This window comes from Bacteroides sp. AN502(2024), assembly GCF_041227145.1.
Lineage (GTDB): Bacteria > Bacteroidota > Bacteroidia > Bacteroidales > Bacteroidaceae > Bacteroides.
On record NZ_JBGFSP010000003.1, the window covers coordinates 768161 to 789225 of the forward strand.

15 protein-coding genes and 1 pseudogene are annotated in these 21065 nt (G+C 46.3%); 11 read left to right on the forward strand and 5 right to left on the reverse strand.

The features are described from left to right. Positions 1 to 174: 174 nt before the first annotated feature. The 3 genes and pseudogenes from AB9N12_RS03045 to AB9N12_RS03055 all read left to right on the forward strand — a co-directional run bounded on the left by AB9N12_RS03045 (position 175) and on the right by AB9N12_RS03055 (position 4494). Positions 175 to 1338: a M24 family metallopeptidase gene (locus AB9N12_RS03045; protein ID WP_369889570.1), complete on the forward strand. Its 1164-nt coding sequence runs from the start codon at positions 175 to 177 to the stop codon at positions 1336 to 1338. Positions 1339 to 1375: 37 nt separating this feature from the next. Then, positions 1376 to 2957 (forward strand): annotated as a pseudogene (locus AB9N12_RS03050) (arylsulfatase). A gap of 16 nt (positions 2958 to 2973) precedes the next feature. Continuing rightward, positions 2974 to 4494 carry an arylsulfatase gene (locus AB9N12_RS03055; RefSeq protein ID WP_369889571.1) on the forward strand — a complete coding sequence of 507 codons (1521 nt, stop codon included), beginning with the start codon at positions 2974 to 2976 and terminating at the stop codon, positions 4492 to 4494. 13 nt (positions 4495 to 4507) lie between these two features. Here the strand turns inward: AB9N12_RS03055 and AB9N12_RS03060 are convergent, their stop codons facing one another. Then, positions 4508 to 5941 (reverse strand): CCA tRNA nucleotidyltransferase, encoded by a 1434-nt coding sequence (locus AB9N12_RS03060; RefSeq protein WP_369889572.1) that lies wholly within the window; start codon positions 5939 to 5941, stop codon positions 4508 to 4510. A 95-nt stretch (positions 5942 to 6036) separates the two neighbouring features. Between AB9N12_RS03060 and AB9N12_RS03065 the strand changes: the two genes are divergently transcribed. Continuing rightward, entirely contained in the window at positions 6037 to 6882 is an 846-nt protein-coding gene (locus AB9N12_RS03065; RefSeq protein WP_369889573.1) for a hypothetical protein, read from the forward strand. Positions 6883 to 6925: 43 nt separating this feature from the next. Here AB9N12_RS03065 and AB9N12_RS03070 read toward each other — a convergent pair whose 3' ends face one another. Then, positions 6926 to 7918 carry a DUF3843 family protein gene (locus AB9N12_RS03070; protein ID WP_369889574.1) on the reverse strand — a complete coding sequence of 331 codons (993 nt, stop codon included), beginning with the start codon at positions 7916 to 7918 and terminating at the stop codon, positions 6926 to 6928. A gap of 1 nt (position 7919) precedes the next feature. Then, the gene (ruvA, locus tag AB9N12_RS03075) at positions 7920 to 8522 is read right to left on the reverse strand and encodes a Holliday junction branch migration protein RuvA (RefSeq protein WP_369889576.1); all 603 of its coding nucleotides are present in this window, start codon (positions 8520 to 8522) and stop codon (positions 7920 to 7922) included. Between the two features lie 219 nt (positions 8523 to 8741). On the opposite strand from ruvA, the gene AB9N12_RS03080 reads away from it, so the two are divergent. From AB9N12_RS03080 to AB9N12_RS03110, 7 genes are all read left to right on the forward strand, one after another. Beyond that, positions 8742 to 9641, forward strand: a complete 900-nt coding sequence (locus AB9N12_RS03080) for a diaminopimelate dehydrogenase (protein ID WP_369889577.1) — start codon at positions 8742 to 8744, stop codon at positions 9639 to 9641. Between the two features lie 224 nt (positions 9642 to 9865). After that, positions 9866 to 9988, forward strand: a complete 123-nt coding sequence (locus AB9N12_RS03085; RefSeq protein ID WP_369889579.1) for a transposase — start codon at positions 9866 to 9868, stop codon at positions 9986 to 9988. Between the two features lie 311 nt (positions 9989 to 10299). Next, on the forward strand, positions 10300 to 13260 hold the full coding sequence (locus tag AB9N12_RS03090; RefSeq protein WP_369892790.1) for a SusC/RagA family TonB-linked outer membrane protein: 2961 nt from the start codon (positions 10300 to 10302) through the stop codon (positions 13258 to 13260). Positions 13261 to 13280: 20 nt separating this feature from the next. Further along, positions 13281 to 14909 (forward strand): RagB/SusD family nutrient uptake outer membrane protein, encoded by a 1629-nt coding sequence (locus AB9N12_RS03095; RefSeq protein WP_369889582.1) that lies wholly within the window; start codon positions 13281 to 13283, stop codon positions 14907 to 14909. A gap of 102 nt (positions 14910 to 15011) precedes the next feature. Continuing rightward, positions 15012 to 16490 (forward strand): DUF6057 family protein, encoded by a 1479-nt coding sequence (locus AB9N12_RS03100; RefSeq protein ID WP_369889583.1) that lies wholly within the window; start codon positions 15012 to 15014, stop codon positions 16488 to 16490. Positions 16491 to 16555: 65 nt separating this feature from the next. Next, positions 16556 to 18019, forward strand: coding sequence for a cytochrome C biosynthesis protein (locus AB9N12_RS03105; RefSeq protein WP_369892791.1), 1464 nt, complete (start codon positions 16556 to 16558; stop codon positions 18017 to 18019). A gap of 414 nt (positions 18020 to 18433) precedes the next feature. Next, positions 18434 to 19141 carry a hypothetical protein gene (locus tag AB9N12_RS03110; RefSeq protein ID WP_369889585.1) on the forward strand — a complete coding sequence of 236 codons (708 nt, stop codon included), beginning with the start codon at positions 18434 to 18436 and terminating at the stop codon, positions 19139 to 19141. A gap of 112 nt (positions 19142 to 19253) precedes the next feature. On the opposite strand, the gene AB9N12_RS03115 is transcribed toward AB9N12_RS03110, so the two are convergent. Then, positions 19254 to 19412 (reverse strand): hypothetical protein, encoded by a 159-nt coding sequence (locus tag AB9N12_RS03115; protein ID WP_369889587.1) that lies wholly within the window; start codon positions 19410 to 19412, stop codon positions 19254 to 19256. Between the two features lie 188 nt (positions 19413 to 19600). After that, complete coding sequence (locus tag AB9N12_RS03120; RefSeq protein WP_369889589.1) at positions 19601 to 20959, reverse strand: transposase; 1359 nt, start codon at positions 20957 to 20959, stop codon at positions 19601 to 19603. Positions 20960 to 21065 lie beyond the last annotated feature (106 nt).

The window sequence follows — 21065 nt, forward strand, 5'->3', positions numbered from 1 at the left end:
CGGAATTAATTATCTTTGTGGCACCTTAGATTTGCAGCAGCAAACCGAAAGTGAAATAGCAATGATAGGATAGATTCAATGATAGTTTGTGAATTTGTTATATGCGATCAATAACTCACAACTAATAATTTACTATCATGGGCTTTATAATTAATAATCAAGTAATAAATAAAAATGCTACAACCCGAATTAAAATTCCGCCGCGATAAGATTCGCAGCCTGATGGCGTTACAAGGCATCGATGCCGCGCTAATCACTTGTAATGCAAATTTAATTTATACGTATGGCTGTGTAGTCAGTGGCTACCTTTACCTCCCTCTTCATTCGCCTGCACTGTTGTTTTTCAAACGCCCTAATAATATCACGGGAGAACACTCGTTCTCTATCCGCAAACCGGAACAAATCGTTGATCTGCTGAAAGAACAAGGATTGCCGATGCCAACCAAACTGATGCTGGAAGGTGACGAACTTCCTTATACAGAATACTGCCGCTTGGCAAACCTCTTCCCTGAAGCGGAAGTGGTAAATGGAACCCCGATGATTCGTCAGGCACGCAGTGTAAAGACTCCTATCGAAATCGAAATGTTCCGCCGCTCGGGCATCGCCCACGCAAAGGCTTATAAGCAGATTCCAAGTGTTTATCGTCCCGGCATGACGGACATCGAGTTTTCCATCGAAATAGAACGCTTGATGCGCCTGCAAGGTTGCCTCGGAATTTTCCGGGTGTTCGGACGCAGCATGGAAATCTTCATGGGCAGTGTGCTGACCGGGGACAATGCCGGATACCCCTCTCCTTATGATTTCGCCTTAGGTGGTCAAGGACTTGACCCGGCCCTTCCGGGAGGGGCCAACAAGACCCCGTTAAAAGAGGGACAAAGTGTCATGGTAGACTTAGGTGGCAACTTCAACGGATACATGAGTGACATGAGCCGTGTATTCTCCATCGGCAAACTGCCCGAAGAGGCTTATACCGCCCATCAGGTTTGTCTGGATATCCAGGAGAAGATTGCTTCCACTGCCAGACCTGGCATTGCTTGTGAAGTGCTTTACGACACAGCAGTCGAAGTGGTCAAAGCAGCCGGATTTGCCGACAAGTTCATGGGTACAGGACAGCAAGCCAAGTTTATCGGGCACGGCATCGGACTCGAAATCAATGAGGCCCCGGTACTCGCCCCCCGCATGAAGCAGGAACTGGAACCGGGAATGGTATTCGCCCTCGAACCGAAAATCGTCCTGCCGGGCGTAGGACCTGTCGGAATAGAAAACTCTTGGGTGGTCACCAATGAAGGAATAGAGAAACTGACTGATTGCAATGAAGAAATCATTGAATTAAGTTAAACAGATGATGAAAAAGATGTGTCCGACAAAGAAAACAATGGAACGGCCTTTTCTTTTTACCCTTTTATCTTCTGTTGCCTGTGCAGCCACAGCCGCAAACAAAGTTCCCAAACAAACCATCCCCGAAAAGTCAAAAACACCGAACGTCGTATTCATTTACGCCGACGACCTCGGCTACGGAGACTTGCAATGTTACGGAGCTAAAAACGTAGAAACTCCGAATGTCAACCGACTGGCTAAATCCGGTATTCTTTTCACCAACGCTCATGCAACAGCCGCCACCAGCACGCCTTCACGCTACTCCATGCTGACAGGAGAATATGCATGGCGCAAAAAAGGAACGGATGTAGCTGCCGGAAACGCCGGAATGATTATCCGCCCTGAACAATACACCATGGCAGATATGTTCAAAAGTACAGGATACACTACCGCAGCCATCGGCAAATGGCACTTGGGACTTGGCGACAAAGCCGGCACACAGGACTGGAACGCTCCACTACCTTGTGCACTGGGTGATTTAGGGTTCGACTACCATTACATCATGGCAGCCACAGCCGACCGTGTACCTTGTGTATATATCGAAAACGGAAAGGTAGCCAACTATGACCCGAACGCCCCTATCGAAATCAGTTACCGGAAGAATTTTGAAGGCGAACCTACCGGAAAAAGCAATCCTGAACTGCTGTATAATCTCAAGCCCAGCCACGGACATGATATGTCTATCGTCAACGGAATTTCTCGTATCGGCTTTATGAAAGGTGGCGGCAAGGCACTTTGGAAAGATGAAAATATAGCAGATTCACTGACTACACACGCCATCCGGTTCATCGAAGAAAACAAAGACAAACCTTTCTTCCTCTACTTCGCTACCAATGACGTACACGTTCCCCGCTTCCCTCACGACCGTTTCAGAGGAAAGAACCCGATGGGACTGAGAGGTGATGCTATCGTACAGTTCGACTACTGTGTCGGCGAAATTATGAACACACTTGAAAAACTGGGCTTGAGAGAAAACACACTCATCATCCTTTCAAGCGACAATGGTCCGGTAGTCGATGACGGATATGATGATAAAGCGGAAGAATTGCTGAATGGACACACTCCTGCCGGACCACTGAGAGGTAATAAATACAGCGCTTTCGAAGGTGGAACTCGTATTCCTGCTATCCTTAGTTGGCCGAAAGAAGTGAAAAAAGGCAAGACTTCCGATTTGTTGGTATCCCAAATAGACTGGCTGGCTTCTTTGGCTGCTTTGACCGGAGCTACCATGCCTAAGAACACTGCACCGGATAGCTACAACTTCCTCGGAAGCTGGTTGGGCAAAGAAAAGAAAGACCGTCCTTGGGTGATCGAACAGGCTGCTAACCACACTTTATCCGTCCGCACCAAAGACTGGAAATATATCGAACCCAATAACGGAAATGATTCAGTGGGGACCGAAGATAGAAACCGGAAACGCCAAAGAGCCACAACTCTATAAGATGCAGGAAGTAAAAGAGGTGACTAATCATGCAAAGGAAATGCCTGAGAAAGTGACCGAACTGCAAACTATTCTCCAAAGCGTACGCGATGGAAAAGATATGATAAGCGAATCATTCAGCACATTCATTCAACCTTAAAAAGCGACACTGCCTAATGGATTATAAATCAATCTCCATAATCAGCGGCACACTGCTCATATCCGCTTTATCCGCCAATGCACAGAAAAAGAATACCCGACCGAATATCCTGTTCATTCTTTGTGATGATATGGGATATGGCGATTTGGGATGCTACGGTCAGCCATTCATACGCACCCCTCACATAGATGCGATGGCGAAAGAAGGGATGCGCTTCACACAAGCCTATGCAGGCAGCCCCGTCAGCGCTCCTTCCAGGGCCTCGTTTATGACAGGGCAACACAGCGGTCACTGCGAAGTGCGCGGTAACAAAGAATATTGGAGAAACGCTCCTATCGTCATGTACGGAGAAAACGAAGAACCGTCAATAGCAGGACAGCACCCTTACGACCCGGAACATATCATTTTGCCGGAAATCATGAAGGATAACGGCTATACTACAGGAATGTTCGGCAAATGGGCAGGCGGCTACGAAGGCTCCTCCTCTACTCCCGACAAACGAGGCATAGACGAGTACTATGGCTATATCTGCCAATACCAAGCCCATCTCTACTATCCCAACTTCCTGAACCGTTACAGCAAAGCGTTGGGTGACACCGGAGTAATACGTGTGGTAATGGACGAAAACATCAAATACCCGATGTATGGCCCCGATTACCGGAAACGGTCGCAATATTCCGCCGATATGATTCACAAGAAAGCCATGGAATGGCTGGATAAGCAAGACAGCCAACAACCGTTCTTCGGCATCCTTACCTATACATTACCTCATGCGGAATTGGTTCAGCCGGAAGATTCCATCTTGAACGAATATAAAGCGAAGTTCGACCCGGATAAGGTATTCAAAGGCAGCAAAGGTTCACGCTACAATGCCATCACGCATACACACGCTCAGTTTGCCGGAATGATTACCCGCCTGGACCATTACGTGGGTGACGTTCTGAAAAAGCTGAAAGAGAAAGGACTGGACGAGAACACATTGGTCATCTTCTCCAGTGACAACGGTCCTCACGAGGAAGGCGGAGCCGATCCTACTTTCTTCGGCAGAGACGGAAAGCTGCGCGGACTGAAACGCCAGTGTCACGAAGGCGGCATACGTATTCCGTTTATCGCCCGTTGGCCGGGACGTGTACCTGCCAGTGAGGTGAGCGACCACATTTGTGCTTTCTATGACTTGATGCCTACTTTCTGCGATATAGCCGGCATCAAGAACTACGAGAAGAAATACCGTAACCAGGAAAAAGAGGTCGATTATTTCGACGGTATCTCTTTCGCCCCCACTTTGCTGGGCAAGAAGAGACAGAAACAACACGACTTCCTGTATTGGGAATTCAATGAAACGAATCAAATAGCCGTGCGCATGGGTGACTGGAAACTAATCGTCAAAAAGGGAAAACCATCTCTCTACAATCTGAAAACAGATATTCACGAGGACAACGATATAGCACTCCGACATCCTGATATGGTGGCAAAGATGAAAGCTATCATTTTTGAGCAACATACTCCGAATCAACATTTCTCGGTGACGTTGCCCTAACCCCCTAATATGTCTACTCGATAGGTGTCAGCCCCATCTTCTTCGCCCGCTCCATCATGAAAGCATGAGCCGCTTCGTATTCATTCGGAATCACTCCATCCAAGATTGCATCTTTAATGGCACTTTTCAATACTCCGACTTCCCGGCATGGCCCCAAACCGAAAACCTCCATAATCTCCTCTCCGCTCACGGGTGGCTGGAAGTTACGGACACGGTCTTTCTCTTCCAGATCCTTCAGTTTCTGCCGAACCAACCGGAAGTTATTCAGGAAACGCTGTTTACGTTCCATATTCTTGGAAGTAATATCCGCTTCACAAAGCATCATCAAGTCGTCAATGTCATCACCCGCTTCAAAGAGCAGACGACGTACAGCCGAGTCTGTCACCACGTCATCCGAAATAACGATCGGACGCATATGCAGGCCGACCAGTTTTTGCACATACTTCATCTTCTCATTCATCGGCAACTTCATCTTACGGAAGATAGGCGGAATCATCTTTTCACCGATAAAGTTATGATTGCGGAACGTCCATCCTGCTTTAGGCTCCCAACGTTTCGTAGCAGGTTTGGCAATGTCGTGCAACAAAGCAGCCCAACGCAACCAAAGGTTGTCAGTCTTCTTACTGATATTATCCAGCACTTCCAACGTATGATAAAAATTATCCTTGTGAGAACGTCCGTTCCGTGTTTCCACCCCCTGCAAGGCAGCAAACTCCGGGAAAATCAACGGTAGCAAACCGCTACGCTCCAAATCAACAAACCCTTTTGAGGGAATGGGAGAGAGAATAATCTTATTCAGTTCGTCCGCAATACGTTCACGGGATATAATTTCAATCCGTTCCTTATTCCGGCAAAGCGATTCGAACGTATCATCGTCAATGTAAAAGCCCAGTTGCGTAGCAAAACGGATACAACGCATCATGCGCAAGGGATCATCGCTGAAAGTGATATCCGGATCGAGCGGAGTACGGATCGTCTTTTCCTTCATATCCTCCAAACCTCCGAACGGATCTACCAATTCGCCAAAACGTGCTTTATTGAGACATACCGCCAGCGCATTGATCGTGAAATCGCGGCGATTCTGATCGTCTTCCAGCGTACCGTCTTCAACGATCGGTTTACGCGAATCCCGATGATAAGACTCCTTACGCGCACCTACAAACTCAACTTCCGTGCCTCTATATTTTACTTGTGCTGTTCCGAAATTCTTGAAAACAGCAACATGAGCACCACGTCCCAGCTGTTTTCCAAGGGCTTCCGCCATTGCAATTCCACTTCCTACAACTACTACATCTATATCTTTAGAGGGACGCTGCAGAAAAATATCACGAACATAACCACCTACCACATAACACTCCATACCTAATGAATCGGCCGTTTCAGCTATCTGTCCGAAGATGGGTTCGCTAAAATACTGCTTTAATTCCTCTTGAGTCAACTCTATCATTCTTTTCAGTTATAAGTTTTGAGAGGGCAAAATTATAAAAATAAGGAATATATTTGTACTTTTGCCACTAATAAAACCGATAAATAGGATTTGTGATGAAAAAACCGATTATCTTCTTTTGCGGTACGCTGGCATTAGCTGCCTGCGGAAATGGCCTTGAAAAAAAAGCCAATGAGAAACTGATGGTTGCCAAGGCTGCCTACGAACGTGGAGACTATGCAGAAGCTAAGTTGCAAATTGACAGTATCAAGATTCTCTACCCCAAGGCGTTCGAAACACGTAAGGCAGGACAGGCCCTGATGCTCGATGTTGAAACAAAGGCACAGCAGAAAACGCTTGCTTATTTGGATAGTGCCTTTCAGGCAAAAACAGAAGAATTCAATGCCATCAAAGATCAATTCAAACTGGAAAAAGATGCCGAATATCAACAAGTCGGCAATTACCTTTGGCCCACACAGACCATTGAAAAGAATATGCACCGTTCGTACCTCCGCTTCCAAGTGAACGAGCAAGGTATGATGAGTATGACTTCCATCTACTGTGGTGCCGGCAATATTCACCATACCAGAGTGAAAGTGATAGCTCCTGACGGCAGTTTTGCAGAAACTCCCAATTCCAAAGACAGCTACGAGACAACGGACATGAACGAGAAAATAGAAAAAGCCGACTACAAACTAGGGGAAGACGGAAATGTGATCGAATTCCTGAATCTCAATAAAGACAAAAATATCCGTGTGGAATATATAGGCGACCGCACCTATAAAACAACCATGAGTCCGGCCGACCGCCAGGCGGCAGCAAATATTTACGGACTGGCACAAATCCTCTCTACCATGGAGCAGATAAAAAAAGAACAAGAGAAAGCCAACCTGAAAATCGGATTCATCAATAAGAAGAAGGAGAGATCCACCACGGAGGACGCGAAGGTTTTAGAGTTCTAATTCAGAGCTAATTAAAACCTCTGTGTCCTCTGTGGTGAAGATCCTATTCTCCTTCATAATATTCACCCAAAAACCAACGAGCCACAAAATCCCAGTTTTCTTGCAATAACTCTTTTCCGTTCTCAAACGGGAACTGTGCTTCCGGCAACAGATCGTGTTCCATTCCATATTTCAACAGATCGAACGGACACAAGCCTGCTTCACAAAACAGCTCGTAGGCTTCCTCTTCAGCCAGTCCGGCATTGTAGAGCGGATTGCGTTTGTCTGCAAAATATGCGGCTACATCAGGACCGATCAACAAACCTTTCGGATTGGCAAAAACCACGAAGTTATCGAACTCTTTTAAGTCAGGCAACAAAGAATCCTCTTCATCTTCCCACTTCAACGACTGCACAAAGAAAAGTTTCAGCGCTCCGTATGAGTCAAAGTATAAAAGCGGTTCTCCTTTGCTCGCTTCAAGGAAACGTTCAACATTCACAGGCATCCTTTCTCCCGGCAAAGCCACCGGCAGAGGCATCCGCTTCTTTTGCATCAGTTCCGTTTCCATCAGCCAGTCCGTTGCCAGGTGATCGCTGATAGGAGCCGATTCGAACGCACCATCCAAACGGTCGTAAAGCACAGCTGCAAACTCCAGCAAATCTGCATCCATCGGGTTCTCTACCTCCTCAAAACCATCACCAACCGGAGAATGGATGGCCCACAAAAGGAAAACAACATCTTCACGGTTAATTTCGTCCGGCAAATATTCCTCCGTCAGTGTGTAAAAAGGCAAATAGCGTCCGTAGCTTTTCCGGTGCCAATGAATAAACTGACGCCAGTTTCCTCCGTCTGCCACGCAATCTTCCAGATACAAGGCACACGCCAAAGCCACTCGATTCCGGACTTCCTCCAGCCCTCTCCCACCGTATATAAAAGATTCTGCCACCAACGGCAATAGCCGGTTAGCAAAATCCAGATACCATTCATCCGTGTCTACCACCTTGGTACGACCATGAGCGTCCAGCCATGCTTGCATATATATCTTCTGCTGCTTCATACTACAAACGTTTCAAAGCCAGTTTGATCACCTTTTCTACCGGAGCATCCGGCTCCTCCTTCAAGATAGCCGACACCACCTTCTGTGAAGGTGCAGCAGCAAAGCCCAACATCGTCAATGCGGACACCGCCTCTTCCTGCACTTCCGCATTGGCAGGTTGCAACAACAGGCTTGCGGAAGCCTCTCCGGCAGCAATCCCTCCCATTGTTTTTATCTTATCTTTCAGATCGACAATCACCCGTTGCGCAGTCTTCAGCCCGATGCCTTTCACTGTTTTCAGCATGTTCACATTTTCAGTGCTGATAACGTTCACCAGTTCGGCAGGCGAGAGAGCCGACAGAATCATACGGGCTGTGTTCCCCCCGATTCCGGAAACGGAAATCAATAATAGGAAAATCTCCCGTTCCAGTTTCTCGGCAAATCCGTAGAGTACATACGCATCTTCACGAATCGCCTCGTAAATATATAGCTTGCAGCTTTTCTTTCCCTGAATAGCCGAATAGGTATTCAATGATATATTGGCGGCATATCCCACCCCGTTACAGTCGATCACCGCGGTTGCCGGACTTAGTTCGGCAAGTTCGCCTCTAATATATTCTATCATAACAGGGACAAAGATAAAACAATTTCACCACAGAGGACACAAAGGAGACAGAGTTTTTTCGATGTAGCACATCACACCTCGATTCGGTTTCGTGCAGACCGGTATTGCCTGCTAGTGAAAAAAAATGAAAATATCATAGCAGGCAAGGCAATATTAGTAGTAATTTGTTTACTTTTGCAGGTAAAAGAAAGAAAATTGTTCATTATAAACAAGAAAAGAATGAAAAAAGTAAGAGCTGCCATCGTTGGTTATGGCAATATTGGACATTATGTACTTGAAGCGCTTCAGGCGGCACCTGATTTCGAGATAGCCGGAGTCGTTCGTCGTGCAGGAGCAGAGAACAAACCGGAAGAGTTGGCAAACTACGCAGTAGTGAAGGACATCAAAGAGCTGGGAGAGGTAGACGTAGCTATTCTTTGCACGCCGACCCGCAGCGTAGAGAAATATGCCAAAGAATATCTGGCGATGGGGATCAACACGGTAGACAGTTTCGATATCCACACCGGTATCGTAGACCTGCGCCGTACCTTGAATGCCATCGCCGAAGAACATCAAGCCGTATCGATCATCTCAGCCGGATGGGATCCGGGAAGCGACTCCATCGTGCGCACCCTGCTGGAAGCCATTGCTCCGAAAGGCATCACCTACACCAACTTCGGTCCGGGTATGAGCATGGGACATACGGTAGCCGTCAAAGCGGTCGACGGGGTGAAAGCCGCCCTTTCGATGACCATACCGACCGGCACGGGAATCCACCGCCGCATGGTATATATCGAACTGAAAGAGGGATATAAATTCGAAGAAGTGGCCGCCGCCATCCAAGCAGATCCTTACTTCGTGAACGATGAGACACACGTGAAACTCGTTCCGAGTGTAGACGCCCTGCTGGATATGGGTCATGGTGTAAATCTGACCCGCAAAGGTGTATCAGGCAAAACACAGAACCAGTTGTTCGAATTTAATATGCGTATCAACAACCCCGCACTGACCGCACAAGTACTGGTATGCGTGGCACGTGCTTCCATGAAACAGCAACCGGGATGTTACACCATGGTAGAAATTCCCGTGATCGACCTTCTCCCCGGCGACCGTGAAGAATGGATCGGACATTTGGTATGACATATTCATACATCCAACCCAATTAAAATAGAGAAAGGAGATGCACCTTTCTCTATTTTTTATCTTTGTGAGAGAACCACCTCTTTTTAACATTTCGCACTTTACTGCATTGTTCCTACTTTTGTCCCCCGATATTAAAGAACCGACTATTCTATGCACATCTCCCCGCCACTATTATTCTCCTTTCTTTATCTCACAAATAATAATATTGAAAATATAAAAGTATGGCAAAAAATGAACGCAAATCTATTTGGGAAGCAAAAGGATTGTTCCTTTTCTTCTTGCCTACATATTCTCTGAATCTGAACATCGCAGAAACTCTTTGGCGTATACTCAAAGGCAAATAGATCAGACCTGCGGATTATATGTCCACAGATACCTTGCTTTATGCTACGAACAGAGCTTTCGCAGCGATTGGAACGGAACTTTACATCAATTTTGCTCTGTGGCTTAATATTTTAATTTTTATGACCTACTTATTAAATATTGTTGTATATTTGCGCAGCATTACAAACAATATATTAACCTTATTTAGAAAAATCACATTCTAAATAAAAAACACTTAAAAAAATCTATGCTAAAACAGTTCAAAACAGTCAGTACTTTTCTATTGGTGCTGGCAGCAGGTACAGGAACGATTTATGCAACTTCTGATGCTATGAAGAACCATGCAGTCTTGGTTACTTTCCAACAGGGAGCAGTATGTAAAGGAGTAGTAAAAGACGTATCCGGAGAATCTATTATCGGTGCTTCTGTCATAGTAAAAGGCTCTACAAACGGTACCATTACCGGTGTGGATGGCGACTTTACATTGCAGAATGTGCCTCAAGGAAGTACAATTGTTATTTCGTTTGTCGGGTATCTCAGTCAGGAGATCAAATTTAACGGTCAACCTATTTCCATTGTATTGAAAGAAGATAATAACACGCTAGACGAGGTGATTGTGGTGGGCTACGGTGTGCAGAAAAAGGCAAATCTGACCGGCTCTGTCGCCTCTATCAACGCCGAGGCGTTGGAGTCTCGCTCAGTCTCCAGCGTGTCTGCCGCTATGGCGGGTCAGATGCCGGGTGTAACCACTATCCAGACTTCCGGTGCACCGGGAGCACAGAATGGCTCCATCACCATTCGCGGTAAGAACTCTATCAATGCAGCCAGTCCGCTAGTCATTGTCGATGGTATTCCGGGAAGTATGAACAACATCGATCCGCAGGATATCGAATCCTTATCGGTCTTGAAGGATGCAGCTTCCTCTGCCATCTATGGTGTACAGGCGGCCAACGGTGTGATTCTGATTACGACTAAAAAAGGAAAGAAAGGGCAGAAAGCACGTGTCAGCTATTCGGGTCTGGTCTCTTGGAGCAGCCCGACAGCCCGGTTGAAATTCTTAGGAGCTGCCGATTATGCCAGACTTTACAATGAAGCTACGCTGAATGAGGACCCGAATGCTGTGGTTCCCTATACGGAAGAAGATATCCGGAAGTTCAGTGACGGGTCGGACCCGATTGGGCATCCGGATACGGATTGGTACAGCGAGGTGATGAAGAAGAGAGCGCTGGAAACACAGCACAACCTGTCTATCTCGGGCGGTTCGGAAAACACCACTTATATGGCTTCATTAGGCTATCTCTACCAGGACGGTTTGTCGAAAGAAAAAAATTACGAACGCTACAACGGCCGTGTGAACATCGATTCTAAAGTAGCAAAGTGGATTAGTCTCGGCATCAACGCCGCTGCTTACAGAGGAATCAATAATGACGAGTTTGAAGGGTTTGATTCGCTATTGCAATATTCCAACCGCATTGCTCCAACCATCGGAATCTATGATGCTGACGGCAATTACAACTATGCCGGTCTGCAAAACCCGGTTGCCCAGCAAGGAAAGACAGGTATCAAACGGCAGATGGATCAGCAGTTGACCGGAAATGCCTATATCAACATCACTCCGTTGGAGGGATTGAGCATTAAAGGAGTCTATTCTTTAAGACACGATTACCGCGATACCCGTACCTTCAAGAAACACTGGAGTTATGGAAACTTCGATTCCGGAAAGCGGGAGGGCGAACATAAATACTACAACTGGAACTGGTACACCCCCCAACTGCTGATTAACTACAATAAGAACTTCGGTGTGCACGGACTCGGATTGCTGGGAGGTTTCGAGCAAGTGGACTACGCTTACAGATATACGGAAGCCAAACGTGTAGGCGGTGGAAATGATGAATTGAGCGAATCGCTGAATACATTGGATGCCTCCTCTCAAACCAATAAAGACGGTGGCCATGATACGGGAAGGCTCTCTTATTTCGGTCGTATCCAGTATGACTATGCCAGCAAATACCTGTTTGAGGCCAATCTGCGTGCCGATGCCTCATCCCGGTTTCCCAAAAACAACCGTTGGGGCGTGTTCCAGGCCTTCTCTGCCGGTTGGAGAATTTCGGAAGAAGCGTTTGTGAAAGATAATGTGAGCTGGTTGAGCAATCTGAAGCTGCGCTTGGGATGGGGAAAAACCGGTAATGAGGAACTGAAATCCGATGATATTTATCCGGCAGTGGCTACGTACACTTATGGCAAATATCTGTTCGGGGAGTCTCTTTACTCTACCGCTTATGAATCACGCTATATCAACCCGGATCTGAAATGGGCCACGGTGGTAAACAATGAGCTGGGTATCGAAGCCGGATTCCTTAATAATAAAGTAGGATTCGAGCTGTCGGTCTATAAAAAGAAGACCAATGATATGTTGCTGTATCTCCCCATTTTGGGAGTCATCGGTATGAATCCTCCTGCGCAGAATGCCGGTAATGTGGAAAATAAAGGTTTCGACTTGAGCATATTCCACAATAACCGTATCAATAAGGATTGGAGCTATGTTATCAATTTCAATGTGGCTTATGTGAAGAACCGCATCACCAACATGAAAGGAACGGAAGGCGAAGATCCGGATAATAAGAAGTACTGGCGTCTGGAAGGGTATCCCATCGGATCGTTCTATGGATACGAAGCTAACGGATATTTTAATACGGAAGAGGAACTGGCCAGTTACCCCAAACGCTTAGGTAACGAAAAACTGGGAGACATCAAATATGTGGATCGGAATAACGATGGAAAAATCAATGCTGCCGACCGTACGGTGATCGGTAAGAACTTCCCCAGTTGGACGGGCGGATTGAATTTGGCTTTGTACTATAAGGATTTCGACCTGAGCATGCTGTGGCAGGGGGCTTTCGATGTGGATGCTTACTATACCGGTGAGGCTGCCTATGCCTTCTTCAACAGTGGCAAGGTGCTGGAGAGACATCTGGATCGTTGGACACCGGAGAATCACAACGCAAGCTACCCCCGCTTGACAAAGAGTTTGCAAACCAACTTTGTCACATCTTCATTCTGGTTGCAGAATGCTTCTTATGTACGTCTGAAAAACATCTCTTTGGGTTATAACCTACCGAAAAGGTGGTTGAGCAAAGTCGGTCTGGAGCGGGCGAAACTCTTCCTCTCCGGAGAGAATCTGCTGACATTCTCCGGTCTGGATGGCTTAGACCCCGAATCTCCCTCCGATACGCGTGGCGCATTCTACTCCAATGTGAAAAAGATCACATTCGGACTTAAAGTTTCATTTTAATCCTTACATAAAAGTGCAATATGAAAAAGAATAATTTATATATCCTGACACTGGCTGTCTTACTGGGATTCAGTTCCTGTATAGACTTGGATCGTTATCCCTTGGAGGAACTCTCGAACGAGAGTTTCTGGAAAACCGCCAATGATGCGGAAATGATCGTATCCGATCTGTATAACGGACTCCCTTATTGGGATATCGACGAGGATATAAACTCTGATAATGCCGTACATGGTATCAAGTGGTCGGCCGGTAATGTGTCAAAAGGAGTCTACGACCCGCAGGATATGGACTGGAAGGATAATTATCTGCGAATCCGGCAGGCCAATCTGATCTTGAGCAAAATTGATGAAGTGCCTGGTTATGAAGAGTCCGAAAAACAAAAAGTATTAGGACAGACCTACTTCTTCCGTGGATTCCAATATTTCAACCTGATACGTACATTCGGTGATGTGCCTTACGTAGAAAAACCGTTGTTACTCTCCGACCAGAAAGACATTACACGGACACCGAGGGCTGAGGTGTATGATAAAGTCATGGCAGATTTTGATAAAGCCATCGAGTATCTGCCCGTTCAGTGGGACGCAGCCGAGTACGGACGGGTCACCAAAGGAGCAGCGATGGCTATGAAAGCACGTGCCGCTCTCTATTATGGCAACTGGGACGTAGCGGCCAAGAATGCCAAGAGCGTGATGGATTTGGGTATCTATGATTTGTATGATAAAGACAACACCGGTAAATACGAAGAACTGTTCTGGAAGAAAGCAGACGGATGTGATGAATATGTCCTCGTCAGACCGTTTAAAGAGAATGATAATGACTGGTATCTGATCGGATGGGAAACTTTCCCGACCAAAGGGTGGGGAGGACTCAATCCTACACAAAGTCTGGTAGATGCTTTCGAAGATATTGAAGGTGCTCCCATCGCAAAATCTCCCCTTTACAACGAAAAGAAACCGTTTGAGAACAGAGACCCGCGTCTGGAAGCAAGTGTGCTGCACGACGGTGAAGTGCTTTATGGAAAAACCGTTAAGGTGGCTCCGTTGAAATCGTGCTACCCGACTGGAATAGGCCAACACGGTGATGCTACGGCTACCGGTTATTATCTGCAAAAGTGGTTGGACCCGAGTGTCGACCCTTCGTCCGACGGATGGCACATGGGCAAGGATGCAATACTCATCCGCTATGCGGAGGTATTGCTGACTTACGCCGAAGCCATGAACGAACTACACCCGTTGAGTACGAAGGCTTTCGATGCCGTGAATCAGGTACGTAAAAGGGTCGGTATGCCCGAGTTGCAGCAGAACGATCCCTCTAAACCGACCTATTGCGCCACACAGGATGACCTGCGCCAACGCATCCGTAACGAATGGCGCGTGGAATTTGCATTTGAGGGTGGAAAACGCCAGTGGGACATTCGTCGGTGGGGCATAGCCAAAGAGGTGTTGAATGCACCTTTCTTGGGTCTGAAGTATAAACTGGTGGATTCGCCCGATGCCCAAAAAGAGGATGGCGGAAAAATCTGTATCCTGTACGAAGGAGAGAACATCAAATTGGCAAGAAGCAAGTACGAAGACCACAATTATGTCTATCCGATACCGCAAAAGGAAATAGACCTGAATAAAAATCTGAAACAAAATCCCGGATATTAATGGATCGGGTATCCGATTAAGAACATAGTAGCAATGGAGGCATACCTTTTTATATGCCTCCATTTGCCATTTTGAACCAATAGCAGGAAACGGTTGGAATCAATGAATAGAAAACATGCTTTTATCCTTTGGATCATCCTCTGTGCAATCTATTATTCGGCATATAGGGGTGCTTTGTCGCATATCATCTTCTATCAGGAACAGCATCACCTTTTTCTTTTCTCCAAGGAGTACTTTTATAAACAGTGGCATGCCGAAGGAATACTGAGATATTTGACCGATTTTGTCATCCAGTTCTTCTATCATCCGGCAGTGGGAAGTGCTTTGTTATCATTCCTGATGGCATCGATCTATCTGCTTACCTATCATCTCGTTTTCTGGATGACGGGGAAGAACGACAGGTTGCATCTTTCGCTGTTCCCTTCCCTCGGACTGTTTTTCTATACCATGTCGGCGGATCATTCGCTGACCTTCGCGGTGGGCAGTTTTTTGACTTTATTATTCCTGGTGGTTGCCTTCATACCATTGCGTCCTCGCCTCTTGCCCCTTTCCTGTTTGGCACGGATGCGCACGTTCTCTCCCAAGACCGGATGGGTCATCTCCCTTCTCTTGTTGGCATTCTATGGTGCAGGAAGTTATTTCTATTTCCTCCGTTCCTATAATCATAGTGAACGTATCATGCTGAAAGCGGAGCAACACGTGAAGCAGAAAGAGTGGGAGAAGGTGCTTCAGTACACGGAGCGTTATTTAAACGCCGGACGAAATAATCAGCTCATCAGCTATTTTCACCACATGGCTCTGCAACGCACCGGTAAACTGACCGAGCATCTGTTCGATCACCCGCAGCATCTGGGTGTAAAGGGTCTCTATTTCTCGTGGACCGGCAACAGCCGCGAAAGTGAATACGGCCATTTTCTGTATGAAGAGTTGGGATATTTGAACGAAGCCCAGCGGTGGGAGTTCGAGGCCATGGTGGTGTGGGGAGAAACGGCTCCGCATTTACTGAATCTAGCGAAATACAACATAGCCAACGGTCGCCGTCGGGTGGCACAGATTTATATCAATAAGCTGAAGCAAAGCCTGTTTTATCGAGATACGGCCTTGAGGCTTGAAGAGGCAGCTCTTACGGGCGAGGTTCCCGGATTGAGGAATACGACTGGACATTTGTCCGGCCATCCGGTTCGTTTTGCCAATGTGATGAATATCGGGCCTGAACTGGAATTCCTATGCCGGCAGGATCCGACCAACCGCATGGCATTCGACTACCTGATGGCTCAACTCTTGCTGAGCAACCACATCGTGCGCTTCGCGAAGAACTTGAAGTGGATCGAACGTTTCAAGGAATCCCGTTTGCCCCGGATCTATGAAGAAGCACTCTATATTTATAAGTTGGGGGTGAGTGAAGAGGAGTTTCAACAAGTCGGCTTTACTGTCAGTGAAGAGACCGAACAGCGCTTTCAGCATTATTACCGGCTGATGCAAGACAACCGGATAGATGAGCTACAGGCGCGCTATGGCAATACGTATTGGTTTTACCTCAACCAGGTGAGTCCTTATGGCAATAAAGTCATTACGGACTGATCCCGGCATGCCGGAAGAGGATTGATAATGGAACGGATGAATGAATGAATAAAATAATAGAAAGGATGAAAATATATCGGTTGATTTACTCCATGTTGATTTTGTTAAGTAGTTGTGCACGGTATCATACGCCCGACAGCAAAGTCGAGACGAGTCCCCGCTTGTTTCCAGACTATACGGATACCACTTTCCCGCAGAATATCGCTCCACCCAATTTCCGTATCGAAGAATCCGGTGAGGCCTATCAGATCGAAATCGGGCTATCGGGAGAACCACAAGCAGCCATCGTTATGCAATCGAAAGAACCGAAAGCCATCATTCCGGAGCGGAAATGGAAAAGTCTGCTGGAAAAAGCTGTAGGGGATAAAATCTATATACGCATCACGATCCTGCGCGAGGGAAAATGGGTGCAATATGCCGAAGTGGAAGACAGCATCTCTCCGCAACGCATTGATCCTTACTTGGTTTACCGTTTGTTGTATCCGGGCTATGAACTGTGGAATGAGATAGGTATCTACCAGCGCGATCTGACATCCTATAAGCAAACCACAGTGTTGGACAATCGGGATTTTGGCAAACAATGCGTCAATTGCCATACATTTGCTAACAACTCACCGGATCGCATGATGGTACACATCCGAGGAAAACAAGGAGGTACGTTGATTTACGCCGATGATAAGCCGGAGAAAGTCAAGCCCAACCCATCGCATTTCAAACATGGAGCCACCTATCCGGCTTGGCATCCATCGGGGCGATACATAGCCTTCTCGGCCAATGAAATTCAGCAGTTTTTCCATGCAACGGGGAAAAAACCGATAGAAGTAAGCGACTTGGCTTCCGATCTGATGATTTATGACGTGCAGCAGCATCGCTCTTTTACCGACTCTTTGGTGTATGGCGACCGCTATATGGAGACGTTTCCCACATGGTCGCCCGATGGAAAAACGCTCTATTTCTGTAGAGCCCGGGCATGGCAACAGGGAGTGCCGCTGGACAGTGTCCGTTACGACTTATACCGGATACAGTTCGACCCTAAAACAGAGCAATTGCACACACTGGAATGTGTTTATGAGGCTTCTGCAGAGAAGAAATCCGTATCTTTTCCCCGCATATCTCCGAATGGGAAGTTCCTGATGTTCACCTTATCGGATTATGGCAACTTCTCCATTTGGCATCCGGAGAGCGATTTACACCTGCTCGAACTAAGTAACGGATCCATCCGGAAGCTGGCAGCGGTCAATAGCGACGATGTGGAGAGCTTCCATACGTGGTCGTCCAACGGATACTGGTTCGTTTTCAGCAGTAAGCGGATGGACGGATTGTGGGCACGTCCTTTCTTTGCCGCCTTCAACCCGGAGACCGGACAGACGACAAAACCTTTTCTGTTGCCACAAAAAGATCCCGATTTTTACGATACATTCACATACACATTTAATCTTCCGGAACTGATAACGAAGCCGATCACCAATCAACGTGATTTATTGAAAACGATCGAGCAGACCGCAGTTCAGGCTACAGAGAGGGAATGATGGAGCATGGATCCGTTTCCTGCAGACATGCATCTTTCTTCTTTTTTTCATAATACGTGGTGGATTAAAGCATCATTAAACATATTTTCCTTTCAAGGTCAATATGGATGTTTTTCCCGTAAAAATCGGCATAAGCCACAGTCTTAGTCATATATCCACACTATTCGTGTACACCCCATCCGTAGTTCATGTGAATAGTCTGTCATAAAAATATTTTCTAAATAATGAAAAAATAACGGCCACTTTTTCATTGTTCAATACAAGTATTTTATTACTTTTGCAATATGACAGAAATGTCTCTATTAAATTGATATGCATTGCCATGCCCACGCAACAAGAAGTTGCCTTTTTACAAATGAATTTGGTGAGTGGTAACTAAATATGATAATATAATAATTACTAAAACAAACAATTATGGGACTTTTTAAGAATGCCGCCGTAGAGTGGGAAAAGACAATGACTGAGAACGACCTCGATGAAATGGAGGCGCAGGGAGTGGATGTAAGCGCATACCGTGCAAAACTCGCTGCACGCAGGGCGCAGGAAGCGGAACAAGCCAAAAGAGACAAGGAGATGTGGCAGAATCCGACCAACCTCGACAAACTAATCCCGTACATCGCCACACCTCGCAGCACGGAAACTCCGTTCTTCAGGAAAGTGGCAGGGAAAGCACCTTGGTTCGGAAAAAGCAAGTGGCTTCGCAAGTATACGGAAGGACAGATCATATATGTCGGTGTAATCGATGCTCCAGATGAAGCATGGAAAGGTGGAAGACATGAGGACGACATGCATGAGATTATCGGTGTGTTTGCTTTGGACGAGAAGCATATCCACAACATCGAATGGCTGCAAAAAGTTGCCGAAGCTCTTAAGAATATGAACGAGGGTAAACATCCTGTTGTTTCCGGATGTGAGGAAATCATGGATATGATTTTCGATGAAAGTGATTGGCGTGAACTCAAGCTACCTGACAGTCTAGCGGAAGGAGCCGACGCTCGCGTGCGTAGGCTTATTGTGGCAGACAAAGAACTACCGAAAGGCTATTTACCTACCAACGGCATCGTTCCCCATTTCTATTGGGAGGGAACCATCAGGTGCATTCATGCCGACTTGTATGTTTAACAGTTTTATCGGAATCTGATAATAACCGTTTTGTGCATAAGGGTGATACTGCTCGTAATTCTGTTATGGGCAGTATTCACTTCAAACAACCTCATTGTCAAACGTTATCGTGTCAAGCTTTCCCGTTACTTTCATACCGTTGTTTTGGATATTGAGGATAGACTAAACGCAAACTATTTAGAATATCCATCCGTTGATTTTCTTTCATAGCACCACCAAAGAAATGATTATCACCTTTAGTTACTTCGGTGCAATGCCATCGTATTCCCATTGTAATGAGGAATATTCAGTAAATGTTCCCCCCAAATACCATGGCATATGAAGATGATAGAGTATAATCACTTCATATGCCATTATTATTGTCATTTTTCTGTATATTCTCATATACTCTTATCTGACAAGACATGAAGTTCCGGAAGAAGTCTTCTGACCTCTTCTGATTCTTTCAGTAAACTCATATCATGCAGCTTTCCCCGTTCTGTTCCTGATCTTGTCAATCATCAGTATGGCATTTGCTGTATGTATTCCGAAGAAAATCCACAGGATTTCCGTCTTCTTGTTCCTTGCCTTTATCCTTGCGAGCGAGTAATGTTGCTTTTGAGTGCCGAAGCTTCCTTCAAGCCGTGTGGCCCTTTCTTTTGAGAGTTCGCTTCTAAGCACCTTCCTCAAAGGCTCATCTTTGCCCGCCCTTCCCTTGCGCACAAAGGATGTGGATATCCCATATTTAGTACAGAACTTTCTGTTGGCATTATTGGCATATATGGAATCGGCAGCCACACATCTTACCCTTACATTCATCAGCTTCTGCTGCATACGGATACAGTCCTTCAAGCGTATCCCCTCATTGAAAGCCTTGAACGAGAGGTGTTCGATGAACGATATGCCGTCTATCTGTATATTATTGACCTTTGCACCGAACTCGACGGACTTGGTTTCCTTGCCTCTGACGATGGGACGTACATAATGACGGTCGATGCTGATGATGCGGTCACTGACTTTTCGCCCTTCAAACATTTCCTTTTCCTGTACAAGCACCTTTCTGATGATGGAAAGACGCTTATGGTAATCCTGCGTATATCGGAGTAAAGCACCGTACTCGCTATGGAGCCCATCCCTTTGACTGAGGAGCTTTTCAAGAAGCTTGATCATACGGCGCTTAAGCATTCTTGTCCTTGAAGCTCTCCTCTTTCTTTTCTTGCAGTAGGACAGATAGGATTCCGCCACATTCCTGTATTTGTTGCGCGGACGCCTTATGCCCAGATCCCTGCAATGCCGGCATATATGACTGTAGAGCCATTCGATGCTTTCCCAAAGGAGTTTCATGTCCGTAGGAAAACGCATGTGGCTCTCATAGCATGTGGCATCGGTCATGCAGACGTGAAGGTTATCAAGATAAGGTTTCCAGTGTGAAGCCAGGATCTCCTGGAAGGAATCAATGTCAAGGCGGGATGCTATCTCATTACGGATGGCACTGACTATCTTGAAGTTGGTTATGGGAAGGGACGGGGGGATCATGATTCCACAGAACATCTGGTAGTGTATGTTCCCGTTCAGATGTTCCACCAGTTTCCTGTCGGAGAATCCGGTGTATGCCTTCAGGACCATAAGGGCGATCTTTGCGGAAGGACTGAATATGTTCCTGCGGCCCAAACGTTGTTCAGACAGGCCTGCGGCTTTTGCCATACGATCAAATGGAAAGACCGAATGAAGCCTGCCAAGCTCACTCTCATGAAAACTCTTGCGGCATTTTTCCAGAATATCAAATTCTGTAAAGCCCAAAGTTGGGTGGATTTCTGAAATTTTTTGTATCTTAGCCATATCTTAGTTGGGGAATTTCCCCCGTTTGGGCCGTCAAACCTTGTTTTCGGGGGAATACCTAAAGATACTAAAAAGCCAACTAATTCGCAATAATTTGTGTATGAAT